This window comes from Thiobacillus sp. SCN 63-57 (assembly GCF_001725555.1).
In the GTDB taxonomy this organism is placed as follows: domain Bacteria; phylum Pseudomonadota; class Gammaproteobacteria; order Burkholderiales; family Thiobacillaceae; genus Thiobacillus.
In genome coordinates, this window is sequence record NZ_MEGP01000024.1 from 26,477 (window position 1) to 50,935 (window position 24,459).

A 24,459-nucleotide genomic window follows, 5' to 3' on the forward strand; every position below is an offset into this window, starting at 1 on the left:
GCGCAGGATCAATCAGCGCTTCTTGGAATCATGGTCAGCACACTGTGAATACCGCCTGATTGAAACAAGGGTCGGCTCACGGCTCACAACCGGAGGTGTACATGCAATACGTGCTCGCGCTCGACCAGGGCACCACCAGTTCCCGCGCGATCGTGTTCGATCATGCGGGGCAGATCCAGTCCATCGCGCAAAAGGAATTCCGGCAGATCTTCCCGCAGCCGGGCTGGGTCGAGCACGACCCCAACGAGATCTGGTCGACGCAGCTCGGCGTCGCCGCCGAGGCGATCACGCAGGCCGGCCTGTCGGGGCGCGACATCGCGGCCATCGGCATCACCAACCAGCGCGAGACCACGGTGGTGTGGGACCGGCGCACCGGGCAGCCGGTGTACAACGCCATCGTGTGGCAGGACCGGCGCACCGCGGGCCTGTGCAACGAACTGCGCGCGGAGGGCCACGAAGCATTGTTCCAGCGCAAGACGGGACTGGTGCTCGACGCCTACCTCGCGGGCACCAAACTGCGCTGGATCCTCGACAACGTGCCCGATGCGCGGCGCCGCGCCGAGGCGGGCGAGCTGGCGTTCGGCACCATCGACAGCTGGCTGCTGTGGAAGCTCAGCGACGGCGCGCTGCACGTCACCGACGCGACCAACGCCTCGCGTACGCTGCTGTTCGACATCACACGGCAGCAATGGGACGACGAACTGCTGGGCTGCATGCGGGTGCCGCGCGCCGTGCTGCCCGAAGTGCGCGACTCCAGCACCGTGTACGGCGACACCGACCTGCTGGGCGCGGGGCGCATCCCCATCGCGGGAATGGCGGGCGACCAGCACGCGGCGCTGCTGGGCCAGGCCTGCACGCAGCGCGGCATGGTCAAGAACACGTACGGCACCGGCTGCTTCATGCTGATGAACACGGGCGATACCCCGATCCCGTCCCGCAACCGTCTGCTCACCACCACGGCATGGCGCATCGCGGGGCAGCCGAGCTACGCGCTCGAAGGCAGCGTCTTCATCGCCGGTGCGGTGGTGCAATGGCTGCGCGACGGGCTCGGCATCATCCGCAGCGCGTCCGAGGTGGAAAGCCTGGCGGCGAGCGTGCCGGACAACGGCGGGGTCTATCTGGTGCCGGCCTTCGTCGGCCTCGGCGCGCCGCACTGGGACCCGTATGCGCGCGGCGCCATCCACGGCCTCACGCGCGGCACCACCGCGGGCCATCTGGCGCGCGCCGCGCTGGAATCCATCGCCTACCAGGTGAGCGACCTCATCGCTGCGATGGAGGCCGACGCCGGCCTCACTCTCAACGAACTGCGCGTGGACGGCGGCGCCACCGCCAACAACGCGCTCATGCAGTTCCAGGCCGACCTGCTGGGCGTACCGGTGCTGCGGCCGACGGTCACCGAAACCACCGCGCTGGGGGCGGCCTATCTGGCCGGCCTGGCGGTGGGCTACTGGGGCGGGCTGGACGAGATCGCCGCGCAGTGGCAGGTCGAGCGCGTGTTCGAGCCGGTCCTGTCGCGCGGCCGGATCGCTGAACTGCGCGCCGGCTGGGCGCGTGCGGTGGAGCGCTCCAAGGGCTGGGCCGAGCCTGAGACAGGACCGGGCCATGAATAGGGACGAGGCGATCGAGCGTCTGGCCGCCCGGCGCACCCCGTGGGACATGGTCGTGATCGGCGGCGGCGCCACCGGTCTCGGCATCGCGCTCGACGCCGCCACGCGCGGCTACGACACGCTGCTGCTGGAACGCGACGACTTCGCCCAGGCCACTTCCAGCCGCAGCACCAAGCTGCTGCATGGTGGCGTGCGTTACCTGCGCCAGGGCAACCTGAAACTGGTGATGGGCGCGCTGCGCGAACGGACCCGCGTGCTGGCCAACGCGCCGCACCTGTCCAGCGAGCAGCCCTTCATCATCCCCACCTACAAGCGCGGCGAGAGCCTCTACTACGGCTTCGGCCTGGGACTCTATGAACGCCTGGCCGGACGCGCCAGCCTCGGACGCTCGCAGCGGCTCAGCGCAGCCGAGACCCGCCGCGAACTGCCGACGCTGCGCGCCGAGCATCTGCGCGGCGGCGTGCTGTACCACGACGGCCAGTTCGACGACGCGCGCCTCGCGGTCTGCCTTGCGGCCAGCGCGTGGGACCACGGCGCGACGCTCATCAACTACTGCCAGGTGACCGGCCTGCTGCGTGCGGGCGGGCCGGGCACGCCGGTGAGCGGGGTGATGGCGCGCGACCGCGAAACCGGCGCCGAGCACGAGATCCCGGCGCGCGTCGTGGTCAACGCCACCGGCGTGTTCTGCGATTCGATCCGCCGCATGGCCGAGCCGGGCGCCGCCGCCTGGGTAGCGCCCAGCCAGGGCGCGCACATTGTGCTCGACCGGCGCTTCCTGCCCGGCCGCAATGCGCTCATGGTGCCGAAGACCGATGACGGCCGCGTGCTGTTTATCATCCCGTGGCAGGACCGGCTGCTGGTCGGCACCACCGACGTGCCGGTCGAGGACGCGGATACCGAACCGCGCGCGCAGCCGGCGGAGATCGAGTTCCTGCTCGAGCACGCCGGGCGCTACCTGCAGGAAACGCCACGCCGGGAGGACGTGCTGAGCGTGTTCGCCGGATTGCGCCCGCTGGTGCGCGCCGGCAGCGGGCGCAGTACGTCCGCGCTGGCGCGCGACCATCTGCTGCGCGAGGAATCGGGCCTCGTCAGCATCACCGGCGGCAAGTGGACGACCTACCGCGAAATGGCCGAGCAGGCTACCGACGTCGCCGCGCGCGTCGCGCAGCTGCCGAGCCGCGCCTGCCGCACCGTGGATCTGCCCCTGCACGGCGCCACCGCCGACTTCGTGCCGACCCCGCTGCGCGCCTACGGTTCGGATGCCGGCGCGGTGCAGGCCCTGGCGCAGGCGCGCGCGGAGTGGGGCGCGCCTTTGCATCCACGGCTGCCCTACATCGGCGCCGAAGTGGAATGGGCGGCCCGTCACGACATGGCGCGCAGGGTGCAGGACGTGCTGGCACGGCGCACGCGTGCCCTGCTGCTCGACGCGCGCGCCAGCATCGAGGCTGCGCCCACTGTGGCGGCCTTGCTTGCCGGCGCCCTGGGACGCGACCTTGCCTGGCAGGCGCACGAAGTGGCCGCGTATACAGGCTTCGCCCAGGCTTATCTGTCAGGCGAGTCCGGAGTTGCAAGATAACGCTAGGTTTTCCTGCGCAAGCGCCTATGATCGGTCAGTGCTGTGTTGCCGTTGAGGCGGCACGGCCTTCTGAAGCCGTTGCAAGGAGAAACACCATGGCAAAAGGCCAGTTACGCGGAAACAAGGAAGCCAAGAAACCCAAGAAGCCGAAACAGGTTGTGGTTCCGGTGGGATCGTTCATCGCCCCGCCAAAAACAGGCAAACCCATCAAGGTCCCGCACTGATCGTTGAGGAAGCCCGCACAAACGCCACCGTCGAGGTGGCGTTTTGCATTCGGGGCATCGGTCGGGCGGGGGCGTGCGGGTTTTCCGGGCAGCCGCAAATGGCGACAATAGTTGCATATGGTTAATGCGACCTTCCGCTTCTATGAAGAACTGAACGACTTCCTGGCGCCGGCCCGGCGCAAGCAGGCATTCAGCGTGCCGTGCGCCGAGGCGGCGACGACCAAGCACATGATCGAGGCGCTGGGCGTGCCGCACACCGAGGTCGAGCTGATCCTGGTGAACGGCGAGTCGGCGGATTTCGGTCGCATCCTCCAGGACGGCGACCGGGTAGCCGTGTATCCGCGCTTCGAGGCGATGGACGTGACGCCACTCCTGCGCGTACGCGACTACCCGCTGCGCGAGCCGCGCTTCGTCGCCGACGCGCACCTGGGCGGGCTCGCCCGCATGCTGCGCATGCTGGGCTTCGATACGCTGTACGACAACCATTTCCACGACGACACCATCGTGGCGATATGCGAGCAGGACGACCGCATCGTGCTGACGCGCGATCGCGAGTTGTTGAAGCGCCGCACGGTGACGCACGGCTGCTACGTGCATGCGCTGAAACCGGAGGCGCAGTTGAAGGAAATCGTTGAACGACTCGACCTGGCGCGCAGCGCCCGGCCGTTCACCCTCTGCCTGCACTGCAACGTGCCGTTGCGTCCGGTCGACAAGGCCAGTGTGGTGGATCGGCTGCCAGCCAGGGTGCGGATGCATTACGACCGTTTCAGCATCTGTGGCATGTGCGGCCGCGTGTACTGGGAAGGATCGCATTGGCTGCATATGCGGCAGATGCTGGATGGCGTGCTGTCGCCATGAAACTTGAGCGATGTCGTTCGGTCCATCGTGGAATTGAAGGAGGATCGATGAGTAATTTGAAGCTGCAAATCCTTGCATCCCTGCTGGCCGGGCTGGCGCTGACCGGCTGCGACGACGCACCCTCCGGTTCGCCCGGTGCGGCGGATGCGGAGGCCGCACCGCTCGATCGCAAGCTGGATGCCCCTCAGGTGGCGCGCGGCAAGGCGGTCTATGAAAAGCACTGCATGGAATGCCACGGTAAGGGGCAACCGGGCGACTGGCGCGTGCGCGATGCCAACGGCATGTTCCCGCCGCCGCCGCTGGATGACAGCGCGCATGCCTGGCACCACCCTACTGCAGCCCTGCTGGAAGTGATCCGCGACGGCAGCCCGCAGGGGCAGGGCAAGATGCCGGCCTGGAAAGGCAAGCTCTCGGAGCAGGAGATGCAAGACGTGGTTGTCTACATCAAGTCGCTGTGGTCCGATCCGGTGTACCGCTTATGGTGGAAGATGGAACAGCAATCGATGGAGCCGTGAAACTTGTTGGCGTTTCTGCCGTCAGGGGAGGACGGCAGGTAAAATACCAGCCATTGAAACCCTACCCATCTGGAGCAGCCCCATGAGCGAATACGGATTCGAAACCACCATCAGCGGTCCTTTCAACGCAGCCGTCGACAAGGTCACCGCCGCCCTCAAGACCGAAGGCTTCGGCGTACTGACCGACATCGACGTACAGGCCACGATGAAGGCCAAGCTCAACGTCGATGGCCGCCCCTACCGCATCCTCGGCGCCTGCAACCCGCCGCTGGCGCACCAGGCCATCACCGCTGAACCCGACGTCGGCATGCTGCTGCCCTGCAACGTCGTGGTGCGCGAAGAAGAAGACGGCAAGGTGACGGTGTCCTTCCTCGACCCCGGCATCATGGTCAAGCTGGTGAGCAACACCGCAGTGCATGGTGTGGCGACCGAGGCCCGTGCGCGGCTGATGCGGGTGAAGGACAGCCTGGCGGCGTAAGCGCGCCCGGCGCAGGAAGAAGCCCGCTTCGGCGGGCTTTTTTTCGTTTGTGCATCGTGCCGTCACATTGGCATGAGCTAACTGTCGCCTAATTCTCGATCGCTATCTTGACCCTCACGCGAATGTTCGCGTGTTCTAAGGAGCGATCATCATGAAACACAAAGCCTATCTGGCGGCGCTTGCCGCCTTCTCCACTGCAGCCGTGGTCGGCACCGCCGTCGCGGCCAAGTCCCCGGAAAACGACGCGCTGACGATTTCGAGCGCTGGAATCAGCCTCGTCCAGGCGGTCGGCGCCGCCGAACAGCATGTTGGCGGCAAGGCCTCGCGCGCCGAGTACGAGCGCCACAAGGGACGTGGCGTGTTCGACGTCGAGGTCGTGAAGGGGGTCACGGTAATGGACGTGAAGGTGGACGCCGGAAATGGCAAGGTCATCGAAGCGACCGCTGATGCGGCCGACCATGACGACGGCGGCGACCACGAAGACTGAACCTGGCCGGAGCCTGGCTCCGGTTTTTTTGCATTTCCGGGGAGCGTACACATGAACGACATGCCGGCGGCCGCAGGGCGGGACCTACTCAACAAGGTGCCCGAGGCCATCCTGTTTTTCTGGATCATCAAGATCCTGGCCACGACGGTGGGTGAGACCGCCGCCGATTTCCTGAACTTCGATCTCAATTTCGGCCTGACCGGGACTTCCATCGTGATGGCTGGCCTGCTGGCGGTTTCGCTCGCTGCCCAGTTGCGCGCGAAGCGCTATGTGCCTTGGCTCTATTGGCTGACGGTCGTCCTGATCAGCGTCGTCGGCACCCTGATCACGGACAATCTGACCGATCACTTGGGCGTGCCGCTGGGGGTGACGACGGCTGCTTTCAGCCTGGCCCTGCTTGCTACGTTCGCGATCTGGTACGCGAGGGAGTGGACGCTGTCGATCCACAGCATCCGTACGCGCAGCCGGGAACTTTACTACTGGGCTGCCATACTGTTCACCTTTGCGCTGGGCACGGCAGCCGGGGACCTGTTCGCAGAGCGTCTGAATCTCGGCTACGCTCATTCGGCGTTGCTGTTCGGCGGGCTGATCGCGGCGGTGACCTTCGGCTACTACGCGCTCAGGGCCAACGCGGTGCTGGCGTTCTGGCTTGCCTACATCCTGACCCGGCCGCTGGGGGCCGCGTGCGGCGACTACCTGTCGCAGCCGGCGGCGAATGGAGGGCTGGGCCTGGGCACGGTGCAGACCAGCCTGCTGTTCCTGGCCGCCATTTCCGGCCTGGTGTTCTACCTTACCCTGACCCGCAGGGATTCGACCGAACAAAGGAGTGCGCAATGAACCTCACAACCGAAGAAGCCCTGAGCAAGGTTCCTGAAGTCACGCTCGTCTTCTGGATCATCAAGATCCTCGCGACCACGCTCGGCGAGACCGGAGGCGATGCGCTGTCCATGTCGATGAACCTCGGCTATCTGCTGAGCACCGGGATCTTCGCGGCCGTCTTCCTCGCCGCGGTCATCGTCCAGATTCGCGCCAGGCGGTTCCACCCCGCGATCTACTGGACCACGATCATCGCAACGACCACGGTCGGCACGACGCTCGCCGACTTCGCCGACCGCTCGCTCGGCATCGGCTACGCCGGCGGCGCGACGCTGCTGTTCGGCCTCTTGATGGCGTCGCTGGCCCTCTGGTACCGCACGCTGGGCTCTGTTTCGATCGACACCGTCGGATCGCCCAGGTCCGAATTGTTCTACTGGATGACGATCATGTTCTCGCAGACGCTCGGAACGGCCCTTGGCGACTGGACGGCCGACAGCGCCGGTCTCGGCTACGAAGGCGGCGCGCTCGTGTTCGGTGTGCTGCTGGCGCTGATCGCCGCGGCATACTACAGGACGAAGATTTCCCGCACCGTGCTGTTCTGGGCCGCGTTTATCCTGACGCGGCCGCTGGGCGCCGTGGTGGGCGATCTGCTGGACAAGCCCGTGCACGCCGGCGGACTTGACCTCAGCCGGTTCGGCGCCTCGGCCGTGTTACTGTCGGCGATCGTGCTTTTCGTCGCGGCTTTTCGGCAACGGCCGGCCCGGCTGAGCCACTGAACGATGCGGGCAGACACGAAAGGCGAGCATGCGCATCCTGCTGGTTGAAGACGACCCGATGATCGGCGAGGCGGTTGCCACGGCCTTGAAGGATGCCGCCTACGCCGTCGACTGGGTACGCGACGGCAGGACGGCCTCGCATGTCCTCGAATCAGCCGAGCACCAAGCTGTCCTGCTCGACCTCGGTCTGCCGGGGCGCGACGGCCTGGAGGTCCTGCGCCGCCTGCGCGAGGCGGACCGCAGGCTGCCGGTCATCATCGTCACCGCGCGCGACGGCGTCGACGACCGCATCCAGGGGCTCGATCTGGGCGCGGACGATTATCTGGTCAAGCCCTTCGACGTCAACGAACTGCTCGCGCGCATGCGTGCCGTGATCCGCCGCCAGGGCGGCCAGGCGGCGCCGATCCTCGGCAACGGCCGCGTCAGCCTCGATCCGGCTACCCGCGAGGCGGTCTGCGGCGACCGCACGGTGACGCTCAGCGCGAGAGAGTTTGCGCTCCTGCAGGCCCTGCTGCTGCGGCCCGGTGCGATCCTGGCACGGTCCGAACTGGAAGAACGAATCTACGGCTGGAACGAGGAGGTCGAGAGCAACGCCGTGGATTTTCTGATCCACGGCGTGCGCCGCAAGCTCGGCCAGGACGTGATCAAGAATGTGCGCGGCGCCGGCTGGTGCGTGGACAAGGCGTCGTGAGCCGTTCGCTGCAGCGCCACCTGTCGAAGATGCTGGCCGGGGCCGTTCTGGCCAGCGGCGTGATCGCGACCGCGGTCGCCTTCTATTTCGCCTATGCCGAGGCGCAGGAATTCCAGGACGATGCCTTGCGGCAGATCGCCGCGCTGAGCGCCGGCGGCGCATCGGACATCCGGCAGCTCGATGCAGCGAGCAAGAGTGTCGAAGACCCCGAATCGAGAATCCGCGTGGTCCGTCTTCCCGCCGGGCCGCGTCCGGCGTGGTTGCCGCCGGACATCGCGCCGGGTCTTCACACGCTCGCCGGAAGCGGCGGGCAGGAGGCGATGCGGGTGTTTGTTCGCGATACTGGGCATGGCGGCCGTCTCGCCGTCGCGCAGTCGACCGACAGCCGCAACGAGATCGCGCTCAACAGCGCGCTGCGTACGCTGATCCCGCTGTTGCTGCTGCTGCCACTGCTGATCGGGTTGATCGCATTCATCGTGCGTGGCGAATTCGCGCCCATCCGGCGGCTTGCAGAGGAACTCGACAGGCAGTCGGCCGAACGCCCGACGTTGCTGCCCCGGCATGACCTGCCGGAGGAAATCGCGCCTTTCGTCGACGCCATCAACCGGCTCCTTGCACGCGTCGACACGATGATCGCCGAGCAGCGCCGGTTCGTCGCCGATGCCGCGCATGAGCTGCGCACGCCGCTCACGGCGCTTGCGCTCCAGGCGCAGAACCTCGCCCAGGCAACGTCTCCGGCCGACATGCGCGAGCGCCTGGTCCCTCTCCAGGCGGGAATCGAGCGGGCGCGCAGGCTGACCGTGCAGCTGCTCGACCTGGCGCGGCTCCAGGCCAGCGAAGCGGCATGGACCGACGTCGACGTGCAGGCATTTGCACGCGAGCTGATCGCCGAATTCCATCCCGTGGCCGAGGCGGCTGGAATCGACCTGGGCATGGAGGACGCCGGATTGAAGTCGATGCGGTCCGATCCGCGGGCGCTCGGCCTGATCATCCGCAATGCGCTGGAAAACGCGCTCAAGTACACACCGCGTGGCGGCGAAGTGACGCTGCGTTTGCGGCGCGATGGCAACCAGGCCCTGATCGAGGTGGTCGATACCGGCCCGGGCATTCCGGAGGCGGAGTTGCGGCACGCCTTCGACGCCTTCCATCGGCTGTCGACTGGGGGGGAAGGCAGCGGCCTGGGGCTGGCGATCGCGCGCGAAGCCGCAGTCCGATTGGGTGGGGTGGTGACGCTCAACAATACGCCGAACCATGCCGGACTCGTGTTTGGCTACGTGCAACCGGTCGAGCAGAACGGTCGGAGCGGCCCGCCTGTGCGCGAATCTTCGAGTGATTGAATCCCCTGCGCGTGCAGCAGTTCGGCGTCCCGAGTGGCTTAGTTCAAGTCCAGTTCCTTTACCACTTCCTGCACCAACACCCAGGGCGCGACGACCACCGCCCAGAACATCGGTTGGCGCGCATGCCAGTCCTCGGCGTCACTCAGTTCGGCGCGGGCGATGCGGCCATCGGCCAGCCATGCCTGCACGGTCGCGGCGTTGTTCTCGGCAACGTGCAGGGCGGTGTCGACGAGGTCCATGCCGGTGGCGACCTTGATGACGTCGCCGCGCGCGAAGTAGCGTTCGAGTTCGGGCCAGGTGAGCTGGGCGGTTTCGAGGTTGAGCTTGGCGCGGAGGATGTCGCTGGGGGTCATGGCGCGATGCGAGTTACAAGTTACAAGTGAAACGCTAGCGGGATTTGCCGCCGCCACGGCGCTGGCTGAGGGGGTGCTTGGGCACCTGCGGCGGACGGCCGCGGCTGGCGGGGGCGGGCTTGCCCGATGTCGGTTTGGTGATGCCGGATTTATCCGCGCCCGCTTTGGCTGGCATGGGTTTGGCCGCATGGGGCTTGGGCGAACCGGGTTTGCCGGACGCCGGCTTGGCGCGGCCGCCTTCGGCGCGCGGGGTGCGCGTGCCTTCCGGTTGCTTGCCGGTGCCGGCAGGCTGATACGACGGGATGAGGTGCTTCTTGCTGTTGCCGATGAGGTCTTCGCGGCCCATTTCCTTCAGCGCCTCGCGCAGCAGCGGCCAGTTGTCCGGGTCGTGGTAGCGCAGGAAGGCCTTGTGCAGGCGGCGCGTGCGGCCCTGGCGCACCACCGGCACGGCCTCGGCCTTGCCGCCGAGCACCTTCTTCAGCGGGTTCTTCTCGGTATGGTACATGGCCGTCGCCAGCGCCATCGGCGTCGGCAGGAAGGTCTGCACCTGGTCGAGGCGAAAGTCATGCTTCTTCAGCCACAGCGCGAGGTTGAGCATATCCTCATCGGTGGTGCCGGGATGGGCGGCGATGAAGTAGGGGATCAGGTACTGCTTCTTGCCGACCGCCTTGGAGGCCGCTTCGAACATCTCCTTGAAGCGGTCGTAGGCGCCCATGCCGGGCTTCATCATCTTCGACAGCGGCCCGGCCTCGGTGTGCTCGGGCGCGATCTTCAGGTAGCCGCCGACGTGGTGCTGCACCAGTTCCTTCACGTATTCGGGCGAGCGCACCGCGAGGTCGTAGCGCAGGCCCGAGCTGATCTGGATCTTCTTGATGCCCCGAATCTGGCGCGCGCGACGATACATGTGGATCAACGGCGTGTGGTCGGTGTTGAGGTTCTCGCAGATGTCGGGGAACACGCATGACAGCTTGCGGCAGGCGTGTTCGATCTTTTTCGACTTGCACGCCATGCGGTACATGTTGGCGGTCGGTCCGCCGAGGTCGGAGATCACGCCGGTGAAGCCGGGCGTCTTGTCGCGGATCGCCTCGATCTCCTTGATGACCGAATCCTCTGAACGGCTCTGGATGATGCGGCCCTCGTGCTCGGTGATCGAGCAGAAGGTGCAGCCGCCGAAGCAGCCGCGCATGATGTTGACCGAGAAGCGGATCATCTCCCACGCGGGAATCTTGGCGTCGCCGTAGCTCGGGTGCGGCGCGCGCGCGTAGGGCATGTCGTACACCGCGTCCATCTCCGGCGTGGTGAGCGGGATTGGCGGCGGATTGAGCCAGACGTCGCGCTCTCCGTGCGCCTGCCGGAGCGCGCGCGCGTTGCCGGGGTTGGATTCGAGGTGGAAAACCCTTGAAGCATGGGCATACAGCACCGGGTTGTTCTTCACCTGGTCGTAGTCGGGCAGGCGGACCACGGTGCGGGCGCGCAATGCCTGCTTGGCGGCGAGCCGCTCGGCCTTCGGCACGATGCGGACCGGCGCGGTGCCTTCCGGCGTCTGCGCGGTGGGGCCGTTTGGCGTCATCGCGTAGGGATCGACGTGGGCGTCGATGGCGCCGGGGGTGTCGAGTTCGGTCGAGAGGACCTCGATCCAATTGTCTTCGGGCTTCCAGTCGTGCGGCACCATGAAGCCGGTGCCGCGCACGTCGCGGATCTCGTTGATCTTTTCGCCCTTGGCGAGGCGGTGGGTGACGTCGAGCAACGCGCGCTCGGCGTTGCCGAAGATCAGCAGATCCGCTTTCGAATCCGGCAGCACCGAGCGGCGCACGGTATCGGACCAGTAGTCGTAATGCGCGATGCGGCGCAGGCTGGCTTCGATCGAGCCGATGATCACCGGGGTGCCGGGGAAGGCCTCGCGGCAGCGCTGCGCGTAGACGGTGACGGCGCGGTCGGGCCGCCGGTTCGGTTCGGCGTTGGCCGTGTAGGCATCGTCGGAGCGGATCTTGCGGTCGGACGTGTAGCGGTTGACCATCGAATCCATGTTGCCCGCGGTGACGCCGAAATACAGCGTCGGCTGGCCCAGCGCGCGGAAGGCATCGGCCGAATGCCAGTCGGGCTGGCTGATGATGCCGACGCGGTAGCCCTGCGCTTCCAGCAGTCGCCCGACCAGTGCCATGCCGAAGCTGGGATGGTCGATGTAGGCGTCGCCGGTGACGAGAATCACGTCGCACGCATCCCAGCCGAGCGCGGCCATCTCGGCGCGCGACATCGGCAGGAAGGGGGCGGTGCCGAAGCGCGCCGCCCAGTGCTTGCGGTGGGAAAACAGGGCGTGGGTCATGGGGGGATTTTAACCGTGTACAAAAGCACAGGAGGGAACGGAGCAGAGTCTGCTCCGTTCCCTCCTGTCAGGAAACTGAAGAATAGACTCAGCGAATGCCCAGCAGTTCCACTTCGAACACCAGCGTGGCGTTCGGCGGGATCACGCCGCCGGCGCCGCGCGAACCGTAGGCCAGTTCCGGCGGAATGGTGAGCTTGCGCTTGCCGCCGACCTGCATGCCGGCCACGCCCTGGTCCCAGCCGGGAATGACCTGGCCGCGGCCGAGGTTGAATTCGAAGGGGTCGTTGCGGTCGACGCTGGAATCGAATTTCTGGCCGTTGGTGAGCCAGCCGGTGTAATGCACGGACACGGACTGGCCGGCGGTGGCGGTATCGCCGTTGCCGACGACGAGGTCTTCGATGATGAGTTCGGACATGATTTGGAGCCTGTCAAAAAAGCGGAAAACGGATTCTAACAGGTCGTCAGCGCCACTCGGCCGGCAGGAAGCCCGTGTCGGGATCGATGTCGAGGGGGATGGTAGTGACGCTGCTGGCGTCCGGCGGCGCATCGCGCAGCACGACCTGCGGGAAGCCCAGCACCACGGCGACCATGATGAGCTGGATGACGAGGAAGGGGATCGCGCCCCGGTAGATGTCACCCGTGCGGATGGACCGGGGGGCGACGCTCTTCAGGTAGAACAGCGCAAAGCCGAACGGCGGGTGCATGAAGGCGGTCTGCATGTTGACCGCCAGCATCACGCCGAACCAGATCGGGTCGATGCCGAGCTTGTAGGCGATAGGTCCGACCAGCGGCACGACGATGAAGGCGATCTCGAAGAAGTCGAGAAAGAACGCCAGCACGAACACCAGCAGGTTGACCACGACGAGGAAGCCGAACACGCCGCCGGGTAGCTGGTTGAATAGGTGTTCCACCCAGACGTCGCCGTCGAGCCCGCGGAATACCAGAGTGAAGATGGTCGAGCCGATGAGGATGAAGATGACGAAGGTGGTGAGCCGCGTGGTGCTGTCCATCGCCTGCGTCAGCTGCAGGCGCGAGAGCCGGCCGCGCGCCAGCGCCAGCAGCAGGGCGCCGGCCGCACCCATCGCGCCGCCTTCGGTGGGGGTGGCGACACCGATGAAGATGGTGCCGAGCACCAGGAAGATCAGCACCAGCGGCGGCAGCAGCGTGGTCAGCACGCGCAGTAGCAGGGCGGTGCCGTGCAGCGTGCGCGCGCTGGCCGGCAGGGCGGGTGCGGCGTGCGGCCGGAAGATCGTTACGGCGAACACATAGGCCAGATACAGGGCGACCATGATCAGACCGGGCAGCAGCGCGCCTTTGTACATGTCGCCGACCGAGGCGCCGAGCTGGTCGGCCAGCACGATCAGCACCAGTGACGGCGGCACGATCTGCGCCAGCGTGCCGGAGGCCGCGATGACGCCAGTCGCCAGACGCTTGTCGTAGCCATGGCGCAGCATGACCGGCAGCGAGATCAGGCCCATGGCGATGACCGTTGCGGCGACCACGCCGGTGGTGGCGGCCAGCAGGCCGCCGACCAGAATCACCGCATAGGCGAGGCCGCCGCGCACCGAACCGAACAGCTGACCGATGGTGTCGAGCAGGTCCTCGGCCATGCCGGAGCGCTCGAGAATCAGGCCCATGAACGCGAAGAAGGGGATGGCCAGCAGCGTGGGGTTGGCGACGATGCCGTAGACGCGCTCGGGCAGCGCCTGCAACAGCGAGAGATCGAAATGCCCGGCGGCGATGCCGATGCCGGCGAACAGGAGGCCGTTGGCGGCGAGCGCGAATGCCACCGGATAGCCCAGCAGCAGGAAGGCCACCAGGCCCAGAAACATCAGCGGCGCCATGTTGCCCAAATCAGACTTCCTCTTCCGGCGCTTCGTGGGGCAGCACGAGTTGCCCCGACAGCACGCCGATGCGCTTGATGACTTCGGCGATGCCCTGCAGCGCGAGCAGGGCAAAGCCTGCGGGCAGCAGCAGCTTCACCGGCCAGCGCACGAGGCCGCCGGCGTCGGGCGACATTTCATGGGTCGCCCAGGCTTCGATGAACATCGGCCAGGCGAGCCAGGCCAGCAAGCCGGCCATCGGCAGCAGGAACAGCAGGCCACCGGCGAGGTCGATCCAGGCCTGGCCGCGCGGGCTCAGGCGGTTGTAGAGAATGTCGATGCGCACGTGGCCGTTGTGCTTCAGGGTGTAGCCTGCCGCCAATAGGAACATCGCGCCGAACAGGTACCACTGGATTTCCAGCCACGCGTTCGAGCTTTCGCCGAGCGCATAGCGGGCGAGCGCGTTGCCCGCCGAAATCAGGGTGGCGACGAGCACCAGCCAGATGACGAGGCGGCCGATGCGTTCGGTCAGCGCGTCGATCAGGCGGGCCAGTGCGAGCAGGGCCTTCACAGCGCGCCGGCCTCCTTGAGGAATTCATCCAGCCGTTCGGCTACCACGCGGTAGCCGGCGGCGTTGGCGTGGATGGGATCGGACTTGAGACGGTTGTCCTTCAGCACCTCGTTGAAGACATCGTCTTCCAGAGGCAGCTTCATGTCCTTGGCGACGCGTGCATAGAATGCCGGCGCGCCGCCGAACAGCTTCGGTTCGGGTACGCCGATCAGCACGACGTCGGCGCCGCTGGCACGGATGGTCTGCACCAGCAGGCGCAGATTGTTTTCGGTCGTGGCCTCGGGCTGCTTTCTCAGCATGTCGTTGCCGCCCAGGCACAGCAGCACCAGCCGCGGCTTGTATTCGTCCAGCACGGCGGGCAGGCGTTGCAGCCCCGTGGTCGTGGTGTCGCCGGGCACGCCGGCGTTGATTACCGTGTGGCCGCTGAGGGCTGCCAGCACGGCAGGGTAGGCCGTCTCGTCGCTGGCGCCGGTGCCGTGGGTGAGGCTGTCGCCGAAGGCGACGATGACGTCGTGCGGGCTGAGCTTCGGCAGCGTTGGCGCGCGGCCGCACGCGGCGAGAAAGAGAACGGCAACAAGCGCAAGGACATAGCGCCGCACCACAGTGGTGCTCCGATCCACTACGGGCTGAAGCCCGTGTGGAGTCGTATGGGCTGCCAGCATCTAGTTGCCGGCCACCGTCATGTGGTCGATCAGGATGGAGCCGACCTGCTTGGAACTGCGCCGCTCGATGTCCTTGCCGATGGCGACGATGCCCTTGAACATCGCGGCCAGGTTGCCGGCGATGGTGATTTCCTCGACCGGGTACTGGATCTCGCCGTTTTCCACCCAGAAGCCGGCGGCGCCGCGCGAATAGTCGCCGGTCACCATGTTGGCGCCGTGGCCGAGCAGCTCGGTGACCAGGAGCCCCGTTCCCATCTGTTTCAGCAGCCCGTCGAGGTCGTGCTCGCCGGGCGTGACGATCAGGTTGTGGCTGCCGCCGGCGTTGCCGGTGGTTTTCATGCCGAGTTTCTTCGCCGAATAGGTCGACAGGAAATAGCCCTGCAGCACGCCGTCCTTGACGATGTCGCGGTCGAGACAGGCCACCCCTTCGCTGTCGAAGGGCGCGCTGCCGAGGCCAGCCGGCATCAAGGGCGTCTCGCGGATGTTGACCAGCGGGGCGAACACCTGCTGGCCCAGGCTGTCGAGCAGGAACGACGACTTGCGGTAGAGACTGCCGCCCGACACGGCGGCGACGAAGTTGCCGATCAGGCCGGTGGCGATCGGCGCCTCGAACAGCACCGGACAGGTGCGGGTGTCGAGCTTGCGGCCGTTCAGCCGGCGCACCGTGCGGGTGCCGGCGATACGGCCGACGGTTTCGGCGGAATCGAGATCGGCGGCGTTGCGAGCGCTGGTGTACCAGTAGTCGCGCTGCATCGCGCCCTTGTCCTCGCCGATCACCGCGACCGACATGCCATGGCGCGAGCCCGCATAACCATTGCAGAAGCCGAGGCTGTTGGCGTAGATGAATTGCGAGGTGTGGAGGCTGACGCCGGCGCCTTCGGAGTTGGTCAGCCGCTTGTCCACCGCCAGCGCCGCCGCTTCGCAGGCCTGGGCGCGCTCGGCCGCCTCTTCCACGGTGAGCGCCCAAGGATGGTAGAGGTCGAGGTCAGGCACGTCCTTCGCCAGCCGGTCGGCGTCGGGCAGCCCCGCCGCTTCGTCCTCGGCGGTGTAGCGGGCAATGGTCAGCGCCTTGTCGACCGCGCTTTTCAGTGCCGCCTCCGACAGGTCCGAGGTCGAGGCGTGGCCGCGCCGCTGGCCGATATAAACGGTGACGCCGGCGCCCTTGTCCTTGTTGTATTCGATGGTTTCGATCTCGCCCTGGCGTACGCTGACGCTCTGTCCGACACCCTCGGAAATCTCGGTGTCGGCGGCGGTGGCGCCCTGTTTGGCTGCATGCTCGATGACGATCCGGGACAGGGCCATGAGCTGGTCGCGGGTATAGCTGAATTGGGAGCGGGACATGTCGGCTTATTGAAGGAAAAGGGGGCGTAAAGGGTTTTGGTTCGGCACGTTTGGGCGACAGAAACTACAATGACGATAATAACAGTAACCGAAAGTCCCACCGTGCGCCTGATCGACCCTGATGCCGAACTGGAATTCGACCCCGACGAGGTCTACGATGGCCCCAGCAAAAGCCATAAGAAACGCGAGGTTGAGGCCTTGCAGGCCCTGGGTGAAATCCTGGTCAAACTGCCGGATGCCCAGTTCAAACGCATCGAGCTACCGGAAGAACTGCGTGCCGCCGTGGCCGACTGCCGCAAGATCACCCAGAACGGCGCACTGCGCCGGCAGAAGCAATATATCGGCAAGCTGATGCGCTCGGTCGATCCGGTGCCGATCCAGGCGCAGATCGACGTCTTCAATGGCGTGTCTGCGGCGGAAAACGCCAAGCTGCACCAAGCCGAGAAGTGGCGCGAGAAGCTCATCGCCGACAACGAGGCGCTGACGCTGTTCCTCAATAATTATCCCGATACCGACGCCACGCATCTGCGGCAGCTGATCCGCAATGCGCGCGACGAAGCCGCGCGCAACAAGCCGCCCAAGGCTTTCCGGGAAATCTTCCGGGTGATCCGCGAGGCCATGCAAACGAAATAAGCCAGGGGAGGCAGCATGTGGGGACGCATCGTCAAAATCGCCTTGAGCCTGCCGTTCCTGATCGCGGCCGGGTTGTTCGGACTGTATCTGGTCTTCGGGTTCTTTCTGGTCGACCCACTGGCGCAGAAGCTGCTGCCCTGGATCGGCGAGAACAAGCTCGCCAGCCAGCTGAGCGTGCGGCACGTCAAATTCAATCCCCTCACGCTGGAAGCCACCGTGGACGGTCTCAAGCTGGCCGAGCAGAACGGCGCGCCGCTGGCGAGTTTCGAGCGGCTGTATGTCAACCTCGATACCACCGGGCTGTTCCGCTGGGCCTGGCGCATCCGGGATATCGAGCTCGATCAGCCTCACGCCACCGTCGAGGTGCGTCCCGGCGGCACGCTGAACTGGGCGGCACTGATTGCCAAACTCAATGAAGACAAGACACCGCCGTCCGACACGATCGCGCGGGTGCTGATCGACCACATCCGGATCGGCGACGGCCACATCGTCTATACCGACGCGAATCGCGCAGGCAAGCCGTTCAACGCCGTGCTGGAGCCGCTTGGCATCGAACTCGATGGCCTGTCGACCCTGCCCGAGGATCGCGGCGATTACCAGATCGCGGCCAAGCTGCCGGCGCAGGGCGGTACGCTCAAATGGAAAGGCGACGTGGGCTTGAACCCCGTCGCGTCGAGCGGCGAACTGGGCCTGGAAGGTGTGCAGTTGGCCAAGCTGTTGCGGGTGATCAAGGGTCCGCGCAATTTCGACCTGCCGTCCGGCACGCTGGCGGCCGGCTTGCGCTACCGCTTTGCCATGGTGCGCGACAAAGCGGGCGAGGACGTGCCCTGGGTGCGGATCAACGGCGCCAACCTGATCGTGCAGAACCTGGCACTGGCGCCGCGCGACGGCGGCGCGCCGGTGCTGCAACTGGCCGAGGCGCAGGTCGGCAACGCAAATTTCGATCTGGCCACGCGTACGCTCGATGTCGCGAGCGTGCGTCTTGCCGGCGGCAAGCTGGCGGCCACGCGCGACGTGAAAGGCACGTTGGATTGGCAAACCCTGTTCGCGGCGGAGGAAGGTGCGGCAGCCCCCCCGCCGGCCGCATCCAAGGCCGCCGCGCCGATGGCGCCATGGAAAATCGGCGTCCATGAAATCAAGCTGGCCGACTGGTCGGCACGGTTCACCGACCAGGGGTTCGCCAGGCCGCTGGGTGTCACGGCCGAAGGCTTCGGCCTGACGGCGGCGCTGACAGGCGAGGTAGGCGCCACGGCCGCCATCGACGTGGGCCCGGTCGACGCCGCGTTGGGCTCGGTCCGTGTGCTGTCGGGCGCGCAACCGGTGGCGGAATTGCAGCGCGCCGCGCTGGTCAACGCCCAGTTGAAGCTGGCGGAAAAACAGCTGGCCATCGAAGCGATTGAATTGAGCGGTGCGAAAACCACCGTCTCGCTGGACAAGCAGAAGACGCTCAACTGGGTCGATATCCTGAAGAAAGCGCCCGGCGCGCCGGCCACTGCGCCAGCCAAGGCGGACACGGCCGCTGCGTCGCCGATGGATGTGCGGCTCGCACGCCTCGGTCTCGATGATGTCGAGGTCGGCATCGTCGACCAGTCGCCTGGCGTGCCGGTCAGGCTCGATGTCGCCAAGGGCTTCGTCACCCTGAAAGATCTCAGCCTGGATATGGACAAGGCCATTCCTTTGGAAGCCGGCTTCACACTCAAGCAGGGTGGCCGTTTCGATGCCAGCGGCACGGCCATCCCGGGCAAGGCATCGGGCAAGCTGGACCTCAAGCTCGCGGGACTGTCACTGAAGCCGTTCGCGCCCTACGTCAACCAGTTCGCCAAGCTCAACCTGCGTTCGGGCGACGCATCGACGCGCGGCAAGCTGACGTTCGCGCAGGTGAAATCGGGCATGAAGCTGGATTTCCGCGGCGGCTTTGCCGTGGACGATCTGGCCATCACGGAAGAGGAAACCGAGGAAGCCTTCCTCGGCTGGAGAAAACTGTCGTCTGACAGCCTCGACTTCAGGCTGGGGCCCAATCGGCTGAACATGAAGGAACTGGTGGCGCTGAACCCCTTCGGCAAGGTGATCATTTTCGAGGACAAGACGATCAACCTGCAGCGCATCCTGCGGACGCAGACATCGGGCAAGCCCGCTGCTGTGGCGGCCGCCAAGCCCAAGCCATCCGCCCAGGAGGATACGTTCCCGTTGAGCATCGACCGTCTGCGCATCGTCGGCGCCAATGCCGAGTTCGCCGATCTCTCGCTGACGCCGCAGTTCGGCACCCGCATGCACGATCTCGGCGGCGTCGTGACCGGTCTCTCGACCGATCCGGCGACCACCGCGCAGGTCGAACTCGACGGCAAGGTGGACGACTACGGGTCGGCCCGCGTGCGCGGCTCGATCCAGCCGTTCCGGGCGACCGACTTTACCGATCTCACGCTGGCGTTCCGCAATCTGGAAATGACGCGGCTGACGCCGTATTCAGGCAAATTTGCCGGCCGCCGCATCGATTCCGGCAGGCTCTCGGTCGATCTCGAATACAAGATCAAGGATCGCCAGCTGGCCGGCGAGAACAAGTTCGTCGTCAACAAGCTCAAGCTTGGTGAGCGCGTCGAGAGCCCCGATGCGCTGCATCTGCCGCTCGATCTCGCCATCGCCCTGCTGCAGGACAGCAATGGCATCATTGATCTCGACCTGCCGGTGTCGGGCAGCCTCGACGATCCGCAGTTCAGCTACGGCAAGATCATCTGGAAGGCGTTGGTCAATGTGTTGACCAAGTTGGTCACGGCGCCCTTCCGCGCGCTCGGCAAGCTCATGGGAATCAGCGCCGAGAAGATGGAGGCCGTCAACTTCGATCCTGGCAGCAGCGTCCTGCTGCCCCCCGAACAGGAGAAGCTCAAGGCCGTCGCCGAGGCGCTGGCCAAGCGCCCCGCGCTGACGCTCAGCCTGGCGCCCGGCTATGATCCCGAGGCCGACCGGCGCGCCCTGCAGGAACAGGCGATGCGCATGGAAGCCGTTGCAGTCGCGGGCATCAAGCTCGCCCCGGGCGAGGCGCCCGGCCCGGTCGATGTCAACAACTACAAGATCCAGACCTGGCTGGAAGACCGCTACGCGGCAAGCGCCGGCAAGGAGGACTACCAGAAACTGCGTGCCAGTTTCCAGGACAAGAATGCGGGTGCCGCCGCGCGCGTGATGGAAAGTGAAATGGTCGAGCGCCTTGCGCGCCGCTTCAAGACCCGCGACACAGGTCCCATTTCCGCTTTCCATGCCGAACTGCTGGAACGGCTGACCCGGCAGACGAAGATCGCCGACGAGTCTCTGCTCAAACTTGCACGGGCGCGCGGCCAGGTCATGCGCGATGCGCTGGTCAAGCTGGGGCTCGACGCCAGCCGCGTGGGTGTTTCCGAACCCATCAAGCAGACCGCCAAGGAGAAACTGGTGGAGAGCAAGCTGAATCTGGGCGCCGACGCAAAGCCCAAGGCCGAAGCCGCACCTGTCGCCACGCCCGCCGCCGCCTCGCCTTGATTCCGATTCAAGCGGGTCGGCGTTTCGTCGTTAAGGGTAGGCCTTCCTGCCTGTTGACCGTGCCATGACGTTTCGCCGAATCCGCATTCTCATCCTGTTGGGTATTCTTGCTGCCGCAGTCGGCCTGACCTGGTTGGAGCAGACCATGGTGCGCGCATGGGGTGGGCCCTTGGATGTGGCCGTCGTCCCGATCAACGGCGACGGCTCGACGCAGGCGGAGGACATGATCCGCGCGCTCAAGGCGAGCGATTTCGACGACATCGGTACTTTTCTGGAACGCGAGACCGCGCGCTATGGTGTGAAGCAGTCGCCGGCCGTGCAGATCAGCCTGCTGCCGGAACTGCATGAGCAACCACCGGCGCCGCCGCACGACCACAATGCGCTGAAAACGGTGTGGTGGAGCCTGAAACTGCGGTGGTGGGTGTATCGGCAATCGGGTGAATGGTTGCCGCAGCTGGGCCGGATCAAGCTGTTCGTGCTGTATCACGCGCCGCAGGATGGCGTGCCGCTGGCGCATTCGCTGGGATTGCAGAAAGGCCTGATCGGCGTGGTGCATGCCTTCGCCGATCCCCGGCAGACGCGGCAGAACAACATCGTCATCGCGCACGAGCTGTTGCATACGCTGGGGGCGACCGACAAGTACGACACCGAGGGCCGGCCGATTTACCCGCAGGGCTACGCCGAACCGGAGCGGCCGCCGCAGATGCCACGCCACGAGGCGGAAATCATGGCGGGCCGGCTGGTGGATGCCGCGGGCCGGCTGGTGATGCCACCCAGTCTCGACCAATGCGTGATCGGCGCCATGACGGCGCATGAAATCAATCTCGACGAAGGCTTCAAACGGCGCTACGCGTCACCCTAGAGCTGGCGCTGCTGCGCCAGGCGTGCCAGGCCGTAGTGGATGAACGCCAGGGCGGCAAATACCGGACCCAGCAGGTTCAGCAAGGGAACGAACTGCACCAGTCCGGTCAGCACCCCCAATCCCCACCAGCCGCTGCGCGCGTTCTTGAACAGCGCCGCCATTTCGGCGGCGCTCGCGTGCTCGGCGATCGCGTCGTAGCGGAACAGACGCTGATTCAGGTAGGCTGCGGCCGCGAAGGGCACGATTACGCCGACGCCGATGAGCCACAGCGGCAGCGTCACCACCCACAGGACGACGAACACGATCATCGCGATCAGCGCATTCCACAGGCTGCCGACGAAGCTGCCGCCGTTTTCGCGCTTGAGTTCCGGGTAATGGCGTTCGGCCACGATGCGGATCAGTGCGGTCATGCCGAACAAGGCGGTGATGACGAGGGCGGTGAGATAGACCAGGGGGACGTAGAACAGCACATGCAGCAGGGCCTGGATGCCGTTGGCGATCCATACCGGCTCGAGACCGGTCAGCCAGGTCTGGATGCCGAGCTTGTCGAGCCCCAGCGCGATCCAGCCGGAAAAGGTGGTCCAGAACGTCACGGCCAGCACCAGCCAGAGCAGGCCGGCCGCCAGCATCGGCCAGATCACCACCCACAGCACCCGCGGCTGGAACAGGTCGCGTAGGGCGCGCACCAGCGAGTCGAGTACGGTTGTCATACCGATGGCCTCAGGGCCGACTTGGGACGAAATACGTCGATCGTCCCCGCCCGGGTGTCGAGATACGGCCCGCCGATGAGATCGATGCAATAGGGCACAGCGGCGAAGATGCCGTCGAGCGTTTCCTTGATCGCCTTGGGTTGCCCCGGCAGATTGAGGATCAGGCTGCCGCCGCGCGTGACGCCGACCTGGCGCGACAGGATCGCGGTGGGGACGTACTTCAGCGACACTGCGCGCATCGCCTCGCCGAATCCGGGCAGCACCTTGTGCGCCACGGCGAGCGTGGCCTCGGGCGTAACGTCACGCGGCGCCGGCCCGGTGCCGCCGGTGGTGAGGATGAGCGAACAGTTTTCGGTATCGGCCAGTTCGATCAGCGTCGTCTCGATCAGCGCCTGCTCGTCGGGAATCAGACGGGTGACGAATTCGACGGGATTGAGCAGCACGTCGCCGAACCAGGCTTCGAGTGCGGGCAGGCCCTTGTCTTCATAGACGCCGCTGCTGGCGCGATCGCTGATGGAAACCAGGCCGATGCGGACGGAATCGTGGGTCATGTGGTCATAAAAGAGGGTTGCGCAAGTCCCCGAATTTATCAGAATGCGGGGAATGAAGATAAAGGAGACCGGGATGAACCTGATCAGGATGGTGGCGGCGGCAGGCTGTTTGTGGACGACTGCGGTACTGGCCGACCCGCCCCGGGGTTACCCGTTTGTCGATTTCGATGCCGGCCTGAAGGCGGCGCACACGAGCGGCAAACCGATATTTCTCTATTTCGGGCGCTATGGCTGCGCCTGGTGCGAACACACCAACAAGACGACCTTTTCCGACGCGGCACTGAAAAAACTCTATAGCGACAACTATGAGCTGGTGTATGTCGACGCCGAATCGGGCAAGCGGCTGACGCTGCCCTCCGGCGAGCGCATCACCGAGGCCGAACTGGGCGCACGCCTGCAGGCGTTTGCCACGCCGCTGTTCGTCTACATGACGCCGCAAGGCGACAAGATCATGCAGGTCCCCGGTTTCAAGACCGTGCAGGATTTCCGCGATTTCGACCGCTACGTGCGTGGCGGCTATTACAAGCAGAAGACCCTGCTGCAGTTCCTGGACGGCAAGTCGTGAGGTCGGCGCTCCTGCTACTGGCCGTCCTGGCGGGCAGCGCGCATGCAGCCTGGCAGTGGAGCGAGCCGCTGACCGTCAACTCGGTGCGCGGCGCGAAGATCTACCCCCATATGGAATCGGCCAACCGCCACAACGTGGCGGTATCGGGCACGACCGTCGGCGTGGTGTGGGAAGACAACCGCAGTGGCAAGCCGCAATGCTATCTGGCGATGAAACCGGCGACTGCAGCAGGTTTCCAGCCGGAAATCCGACTGAGCCAGACCGAGTGCTACGAGCCGGTCGTGGTCGCATTGGACGGCGGGCGCTTCGTGGCGGCCTGGGAAGAGGCGGGCAAGGTCCATGCGCGGCTGCTGCCCGGTGACGCGACATTGAATTTGGCGGCCGCCGAAGCGGGCCAGGTCACGCTGGCAGCGGGAGCTGGCCGGCTGTACGCGGCCTGGGCCGAACAGGCCGGACGGTTCCGGCGCATCGTCGTGTCTCGGCTGGACGCGACGGCCGGCACGCTGCGGACGGAACCTGCGCAGCCGGTCGAGGCAGCCATGCCGACCGACGAGCAGGGCTGGCCCGCGCTGGCCGTGGCGGGCGACGGCAGCGTGACCGTGGCGTGGGAGGATCGTCGCGATCATCACACCGTGCCGCTGACCAGCCACAGCAGCGATGGCCACAGCTTTTCGCCCCCGGTTCGCCTGAGCGACCTGCCGAAGGGCGGTGGGCTGGGCCGCTCACTGGGATTGGGCGCGGGCACGGGCGCGATGCGGCCGACGCTGACGGCCTGGGGGGCGCAGGGCATCGTCGCGGTCTGGCTCGACAAGCGCGACTTCCTGTCTGGCTACGACGTCTATGCGGCATTCGACCCGGGCACGCGCCAATTCGGCCCTAATATCAAGGTGCAGGACAGCTTCGGCGACAACATGGCACAGTGGCACGCGCAGATCGTCGGCAGCGCCGACGGGCGATTGCTGGCGTTATGGGACGACGCGCGCGACGGCACGTCAGATGTATGGCTGGCCGACTGGGACGGCACGGCATTCGGCGACAACGTGGCGGTCCCGGGTGCAGCCGGCCCTGGTGTGCAGTCCGATCCGGCCGCCGCGCTGGATGCCGCAGGCGGGCTGCACGTGGTCTGGCTGGAACAGGATGAACAGGCCGGTGCGCGCGTTCGTTATGCGCATGCCGTGTGGAAGTAAGACGCC

At 66.1% G+C, this 24,459-nt stretch carries 25 protein-coding genes; 16 read left to right on the forward strand and 9 right to left on the reverse strand.

Features of this window, described 5'->3' with window-relative positions:
* The first annotated feature begins 101 nt into the window (after positions 1-101).
* The 11 genes from glpK (at position 102) to ABT23_RS10585 (ending at position 9,365) form a co-directional block, all read left to right on the forward strand.
* Entirely contained in the window at positions 102-1,610 is a 1,509-nt protein-coding gene (glpK, locus tag ABT23_RS10535) for a glycerol kinase GlpK (protein WP_296634716.1), read from the forward strand.
* Positions 1,603-3,183 (forward strand): glycerol-3-phosphate dehydrogenase/oxidase, encoded by a 1,581-nt coding sequence (locus ABT23_RS10540; RefSeq protein WP_296634718.1) that lies wholly within the window; start codon positions 1,603-1,605, stop codon positions 3,181-3,183. Before glpK ends, ABT23_RS10540 begins: the two co-directional genes overlap by 8 nt.
* A 95-nt stretch (positions 3,184-3,278) precedes the next feature.
* Positions 3,279-3,407 (forward strand): hypothetical protein, encoded by a 129-nt coding sequence (locus ABT23_RS10545; protein WP_296634720.1) that lies wholly within the window; start codon positions 3,279-3,281, stop codon positions 3,405-3,407.
* Positions 3,408-3,524: 117 nt separating this feature from the next.
* Positions 3,525-4,265 carry a Mut7-C RNAse domain-containing protein gene (locus ABT23_RS10550; protein WP_296634952.1) on the forward strand — a complete coding sequence of 247 codons (741 nt, stop codon included), beginning with the start codon at positions 3,525-3,527 and terminating at the stop codon, positions 4,263-4,265.
* Positions 4,266-4,312: 47 nt separating this feature from the next.
* Positions 4,313-4,780, forward strand: a complete 468-nt coding sequence (locus ABT23_RS10555) for a cytochrome c (RefSeq protein WP_296634722.1) — start codon at positions 4,313-4,315, stop codon at positions 4,778-4,780.
* Positions 4,781-4,862: 82 nt separating this feature from the next.
* The gene (locus tag ABT23_RS10560; protein ID WP_296634724.1) at positions 4,863-5,258 is read left to right on the forward strand and encodes a DUF302 domain-containing protein; all 396 of its coding nucleotides are present in this window, start codon (positions 4,863-4,865) and stop codon (positions 5,256-5,258) included.
* A 151-nt stretch (positions 5,259-5,409) separates the two neighbouring features.
* Positions 5,410-5,745: a PepSY domain-containing protein gene (locus tag ABT23_RS10565; protein ID WP_296634727.1), complete on the forward strand. Its 336-nt coding sequence runs from the start codon at positions 5,410-5,412 to the stop codon at positions 5,743-5,745.
* A 51-nt stretch (positions 5,746-5,796) separates the two neighbouring features.
* Positions 5,797-6,582: a hypothetical protein gene (locus ABT23_RS10570; protein WP_296634728.1), complete on the forward strand. Its 786-nt coding sequence runs from the start codon at positions 5,797-5,799 to the stop codon at positions 6,580-6,582.
* Positions 6,579-7,337: a hypothetical protein gene (locus tag ABT23_RS10575; protein ID WP_296634731.1), complete on the forward strand. Its 759-nt coding sequence runs from the start codon at positions 6,579-6,581 to the stop codon at positions 7,335-7,337. The genes ABT23_RS10570 and ABT23_RS10575 overlap by 4 nt, the downstream gene beginning before the upstream one ends.
* A gap of 28 nt (positions 7,338-7,365) precedes the next feature.
* Positions 7,366-8,028, forward strand: a complete 663-nt coding sequence (locus tag ABT23_RS10580; RefSeq protein WP_296634738.1) for a response regulator transcription factor — start codon at positions 7,366-7,368, stop codon at positions 8,026-8,028.
* Complete coding sequence (locus ABT23_RS10585) at positions 8,025-9,365, forward strand: HAMP domain-containing sensor histidine kinase (RefSeq protein WP_296634744.1); 1,341 nt, start codon at positions 8,025-8,027, stop codon at positions 9,363-9,365. Before ABT23_RS10580 ends, ABT23_RS10585 begins: the two co-directional genes overlap by 4 nt.
* Positions 9,366-9,403: 38 nt before the next feature.
* Here the strand turns inward: ABT23_RS10585 and ABT23_RS10590 are convergent, their stop codons facing one another.
* The 7 genes from ABT23_RS10590 to pmbA all read right to left on the reverse strand — a co-directional run bounded on the left by ABT23_RS10590 (position 9,404) and on the right by pmbA (position 16,438).
* The gene (locus ABT23_RS10590) at positions 9,404-9,718 is read right to left on the reverse strand and encodes a DUF2288 domain-containing protein (protein WP_296634750.1); all 315 of its coding nucleotides are present in this window, start codon (positions 9,716-9,718) and stop codon (positions 9,404-9,406) included.
* A 34-nt stretch (positions 9,719-9,752) separates the two neighbouring features.
* The gene (locus ABT23_RS10595; protein WP_296634755.1) at positions 9,753-12,041 is read right to left on the reverse strand and encodes a YgiQ family radical SAM protein; all 2,289 of its coding nucleotides are present in this window, start codon (positions 12,039-12,041) and stop codon (positions 9,753-9,755) included.
* Positions 12,042-12,129: 88 nt separating this feature from the next.
* Positions 12,130-12,456 carry an FKBP-type peptidyl-prolyl cis-trans isomerase gene (locus tag ABT23_RS10600; RefSeq protein ID WP_296634760.1) on the reverse strand — a complete coding sequence of 109 codons (327 nt, stop codon included), beginning with the start codon at positions 12,454-12,456 and terminating at the stop codon, positions 12,130-12,132.
* A 46-nt stretch (positions 12,457-12,502) separates the two neighbouring features.
* Entirely contained in the window at positions 12,503-13,885 is a 1,383-nt protein-coding gene (locus ABT23_RS10605; RefSeq protein WP_296634765.1) for a TRAP transporter large permease subunit, read from the reverse strand.
* A gap of 10 nt (positions 13,886-13,895) precedes the next feature.
* A complete protein-coding gene (locus tag ABT23_RS10610) occupies positions 13,896-14,435 on the reverse strand; it encodes a TRAP transporter small permease subunit (RefSeq protein ID WP_296634770.1) in 540 nt (179 codons plus the stop codon).
* Positions 14,432-15,097 carry an arylesterase gene (locus ABT23_RS10615; RefSeq protein WP_296634775.1) on the reverse strand — a complete coding sequence of 222 codons (666 nt, stop codon included), beginning with the start codon at positions 15,095-15,097 and terminating at the stop codon, positions 14,432-14,434. The genes ABT23_RS10610 and ABT23_RS10615 overlap by 4 nt, the downstream gene beginning before the upstream one ends.
* Entirely contained in the window at positions 15,098-16,438 is a 1,341-nt protein-coding gene (pmbA, locus tag ABT23_RS10620) for a metalloprotease PmbA (RefSeq protein ID WP_296634779.1), read from the reverse strand.
* A gap of 69 nt (positions 16,439-16,507) precedes the next feature.
* Here pmbA and yjgA point away from each other — a divergent pair, with 69 nt between their 5' ends.
* The 3 genes from yjgA to ABT23_RS10635 all read left to right on the forward strand — a co-directional run bounded on the left by yjgA (position 16,508) and on the right by ABT23_RS10635 (position 21,440).
* On the forward strand, positions 16,508-17,071 hold the full coding sequence (gene yjgA, locus ABT23_RS10625; protein WP_296634782.1) for a ribosome biogenesis factor YjgA: 564 nt from the start codon (positions 16,508-16,510) through the stop codon (positions 17,069-17,071).
* A 15-nt stretch (positions 17,072-17,086) separates the two neighbouring features.
* Complete coding sequence (locus ABT23_RS10630; RefSeq protein ID WP_296634784.1) at positions 17,087-20,578, forward strand: DUF748 domain-containing protein; 3,492 nt, start codon at positions 17,087-17,089, stop codon at positions 20,576-20,578.
* A 64-nt stretch (positions 20,579-20,642) separates the two neighbouring features.
* Positions 20,643-21,440, forward strand: coding sequence for a hypothetical protein (locus ABT23_RS10635; RefSeq protein ID WP_296634787.1), 798 nt, complete (start codon positions 20,643-20,645; stop codon positions 21,438-21,440).
* Here the strand turns inward: ABT23_RS10635 and ABT23_RS10640 are convergent.
* A complete protein-coding gene (locus tag ABT23_RS10640; protein WP_296634790.1) occupies positions 21,437-22,150 on the reverse strand; it encodes an EI24 domain-containing protein in 714 nt (237 codons plus the stop codon). The two genes, ABT23_RS10635 and ABT23_RS10640, sit on opposite strands and share 4 nt — an antisense overlap.
* Positions 22,147-22,701, reverse strand: coding sequence for a molybdopterin adenylyltransferase (gene mog, locus ABT23_RS10645; protein WP_296634792.1), 555 nt, complete (start codon positions 22,699-22,701; stop codon positions 22,147-22,149). Before mog ends, ABT23_RS10640 begins: the two co-directional genes overlap by 4 nt.
* Before the next feature lie 73 nt (positions 22,702-22,774).
* Here mog and ABT23_RS10650 point away from each other — a divergent pair, with 73 nt between their 5' ends.
* On the forward strand, positions 22,775-23,266 hold the full coding sequence (locus ABT23_RS10650) for a thioredoxin family protein (protein WP_296634794.1): 492 nt from the start codon (positions 22,775-22,777) through the stop codon (positions 23,264-23,266).
* Positions 23,263-24,453 carry a hypothetical protein gene (locus ABT23_RS10655; protein WP_296634797.1) on the forward strand — a complete coding sequence of 397 codons (1,191 nt, stop codon included), beginning with the start codon at positions 23,263-23,265 and terminating at the stop codon, positions 24,451-24,453. Before ABT23_RS10650 ends, ABT23_RS10655 begins: the two co-directional genes overlap by 4 nt.
* Positions 24,454-24,459 lie beyond the last annotated feature (6 nt).

Coding starts and splice junctions, on each gene's coding strand:
- glpK (WP_296634716.1), top strand. CDS start 102: ATGCAATACGTGCTCGCGCTCGACCAGGGCACCACCAGTTCCCGCGCG.
- ABT23_RS10540 (WP_296634718.1), top strand. CDS start 1,603: ATGAATAGGGACGAGGCGATCGAGCGTCTGGCCGCCCGGCGCACCCCG.
- ABT23_RS10545 (WP_296634720.1), top strand. CDS start 3,279: ATGGCAAAAGGCCAGTTACGCGGAAACAAGGAAGCCAAGAAACCCAAG.
- ABT23_RS10550 (WP_296634952.1), top strand. CDS start 3,525: ATGGTTAATGCGACCTTCCGCTTCTATGAAGAACTGAACGACTTCCTG.
- ABT23_RS10555 (WP_296634722.1), top strand. CDS start 4,313: ATGAGTAATTTGAAGCTGCAAATCCTTGCATCCCTGCTGGCCGGGCTG.
- ABT23_RS10560 (WP_296634724.1), top strand. CDS start 4,863: ATGAGCGAATACGGATTCGAAACCACCATCAGCGGTCCTTTCAACGCA.
- ABT23_RS10565 (WP_296634727.1), top strand. CDS start 5,410: ATGAAACACAAAGCCTATCTGGCGGCGCTTGCCGCCTTCTCCACTGCA.
- ABT23_RS10570 (WP_296634728.1), top strand. CDS start 5,797: ATGAACGACATGCCGGCGGCCGCAGGGCGGGACCTACTCAACAAGGTG.
- ABT23_RS10575 (WP_296634731.1), top strand. CDS start 6,579: ATGAACCTCACAACCGAAGAAGCCCTGAGCAAGGTTCCTGAAGTCACG.
- ABT23_RS10580 (WP_296634738.1), top strand. CDS start 7,366: ATGCGCATCCTGCTGGTTGAAGACGACCCGATGATCGGCGAGGCGGTT.
- ABT23_RS10590 (WP_296634750.1), bottom strand. CDS start 9,718: ATGACCCCCAGCGACATCCTCCGCGCCAAGCTCAACCTCGAAACCGCC.
- ABT23_RS10595 (WP_296634755.1), bottom strand. CDS start 12,041: ATGACCCACGCCCTGTTTTCCCACCGCAAGCACTGGGCGGCGCGCTTC.
- ABT23_RS10600 (WP_296634760.1), bottom strand. CDS start 12,456: ATGTCCGAACTCATCATCGAAGACCTCGTCGTCGGCAACGGCGATACC.
- ABT23_RS10605 (WP_296634765.1), bottom strand. CDS start 13,885: ATGGCGCCGCTGATGTTTCTGGGCCTGGTGGCCTTCCTGCTGCTGGGC.
- ABT23_RS10615 (WP_296634775.1), bottom strand. CDS start 15,097: ATGCTGGCAGCCCATACGACTCCACACGGGCTTCAGCCCGTAGTGGAT.
- pmbA (WP_296634779.1), bottom strand. CDS start 16,438: ATGTCCCGCTCCCAATTCAGCTATACCCGCGACCAGCTCATGGCCCTG.
- yjgA (WP_296634782.1), top strand. CDS start 16,508: ATGACGATAATAACAGTAACCGAAAGTCCCACCGTGCGCCTGATCGAC.
- ABT23_RS10630 (WP_296634784.1), top strand. CDS start 17,087: ATGTGGGGACGCATCGTCAAAATCGCCTTGAGCCTGCCGTTCCTGATC.
- ABT23_RS10635 (WP_296634787.1), top strand. CDS start 20,643: ATGACGTTTCGCCGAATCCGCATTCTCATCCTGTTGGGTATTCTTGCT.
- ABT23_RS10640 (WP_296634790.1), bottom strand. CDS start 22,150: ATGACAACCGTACTCGACTCGCTGGTGCGCGCCCTACGCGACCTGTTC.
- mog (WP_296634792.1), bottom strand. CDS start 22,701: ATGACCCACGATTCCGTCCGCATCGGCCTGGTTTCCATCAGCGATCGC.
- ABT23_RS10650 (WP_296634794.1), top strand. CDS start 22,775: ATGAACCTGATCAGGATGGTGGCGGCGGCAGGCTGTTTGTGGACGACT.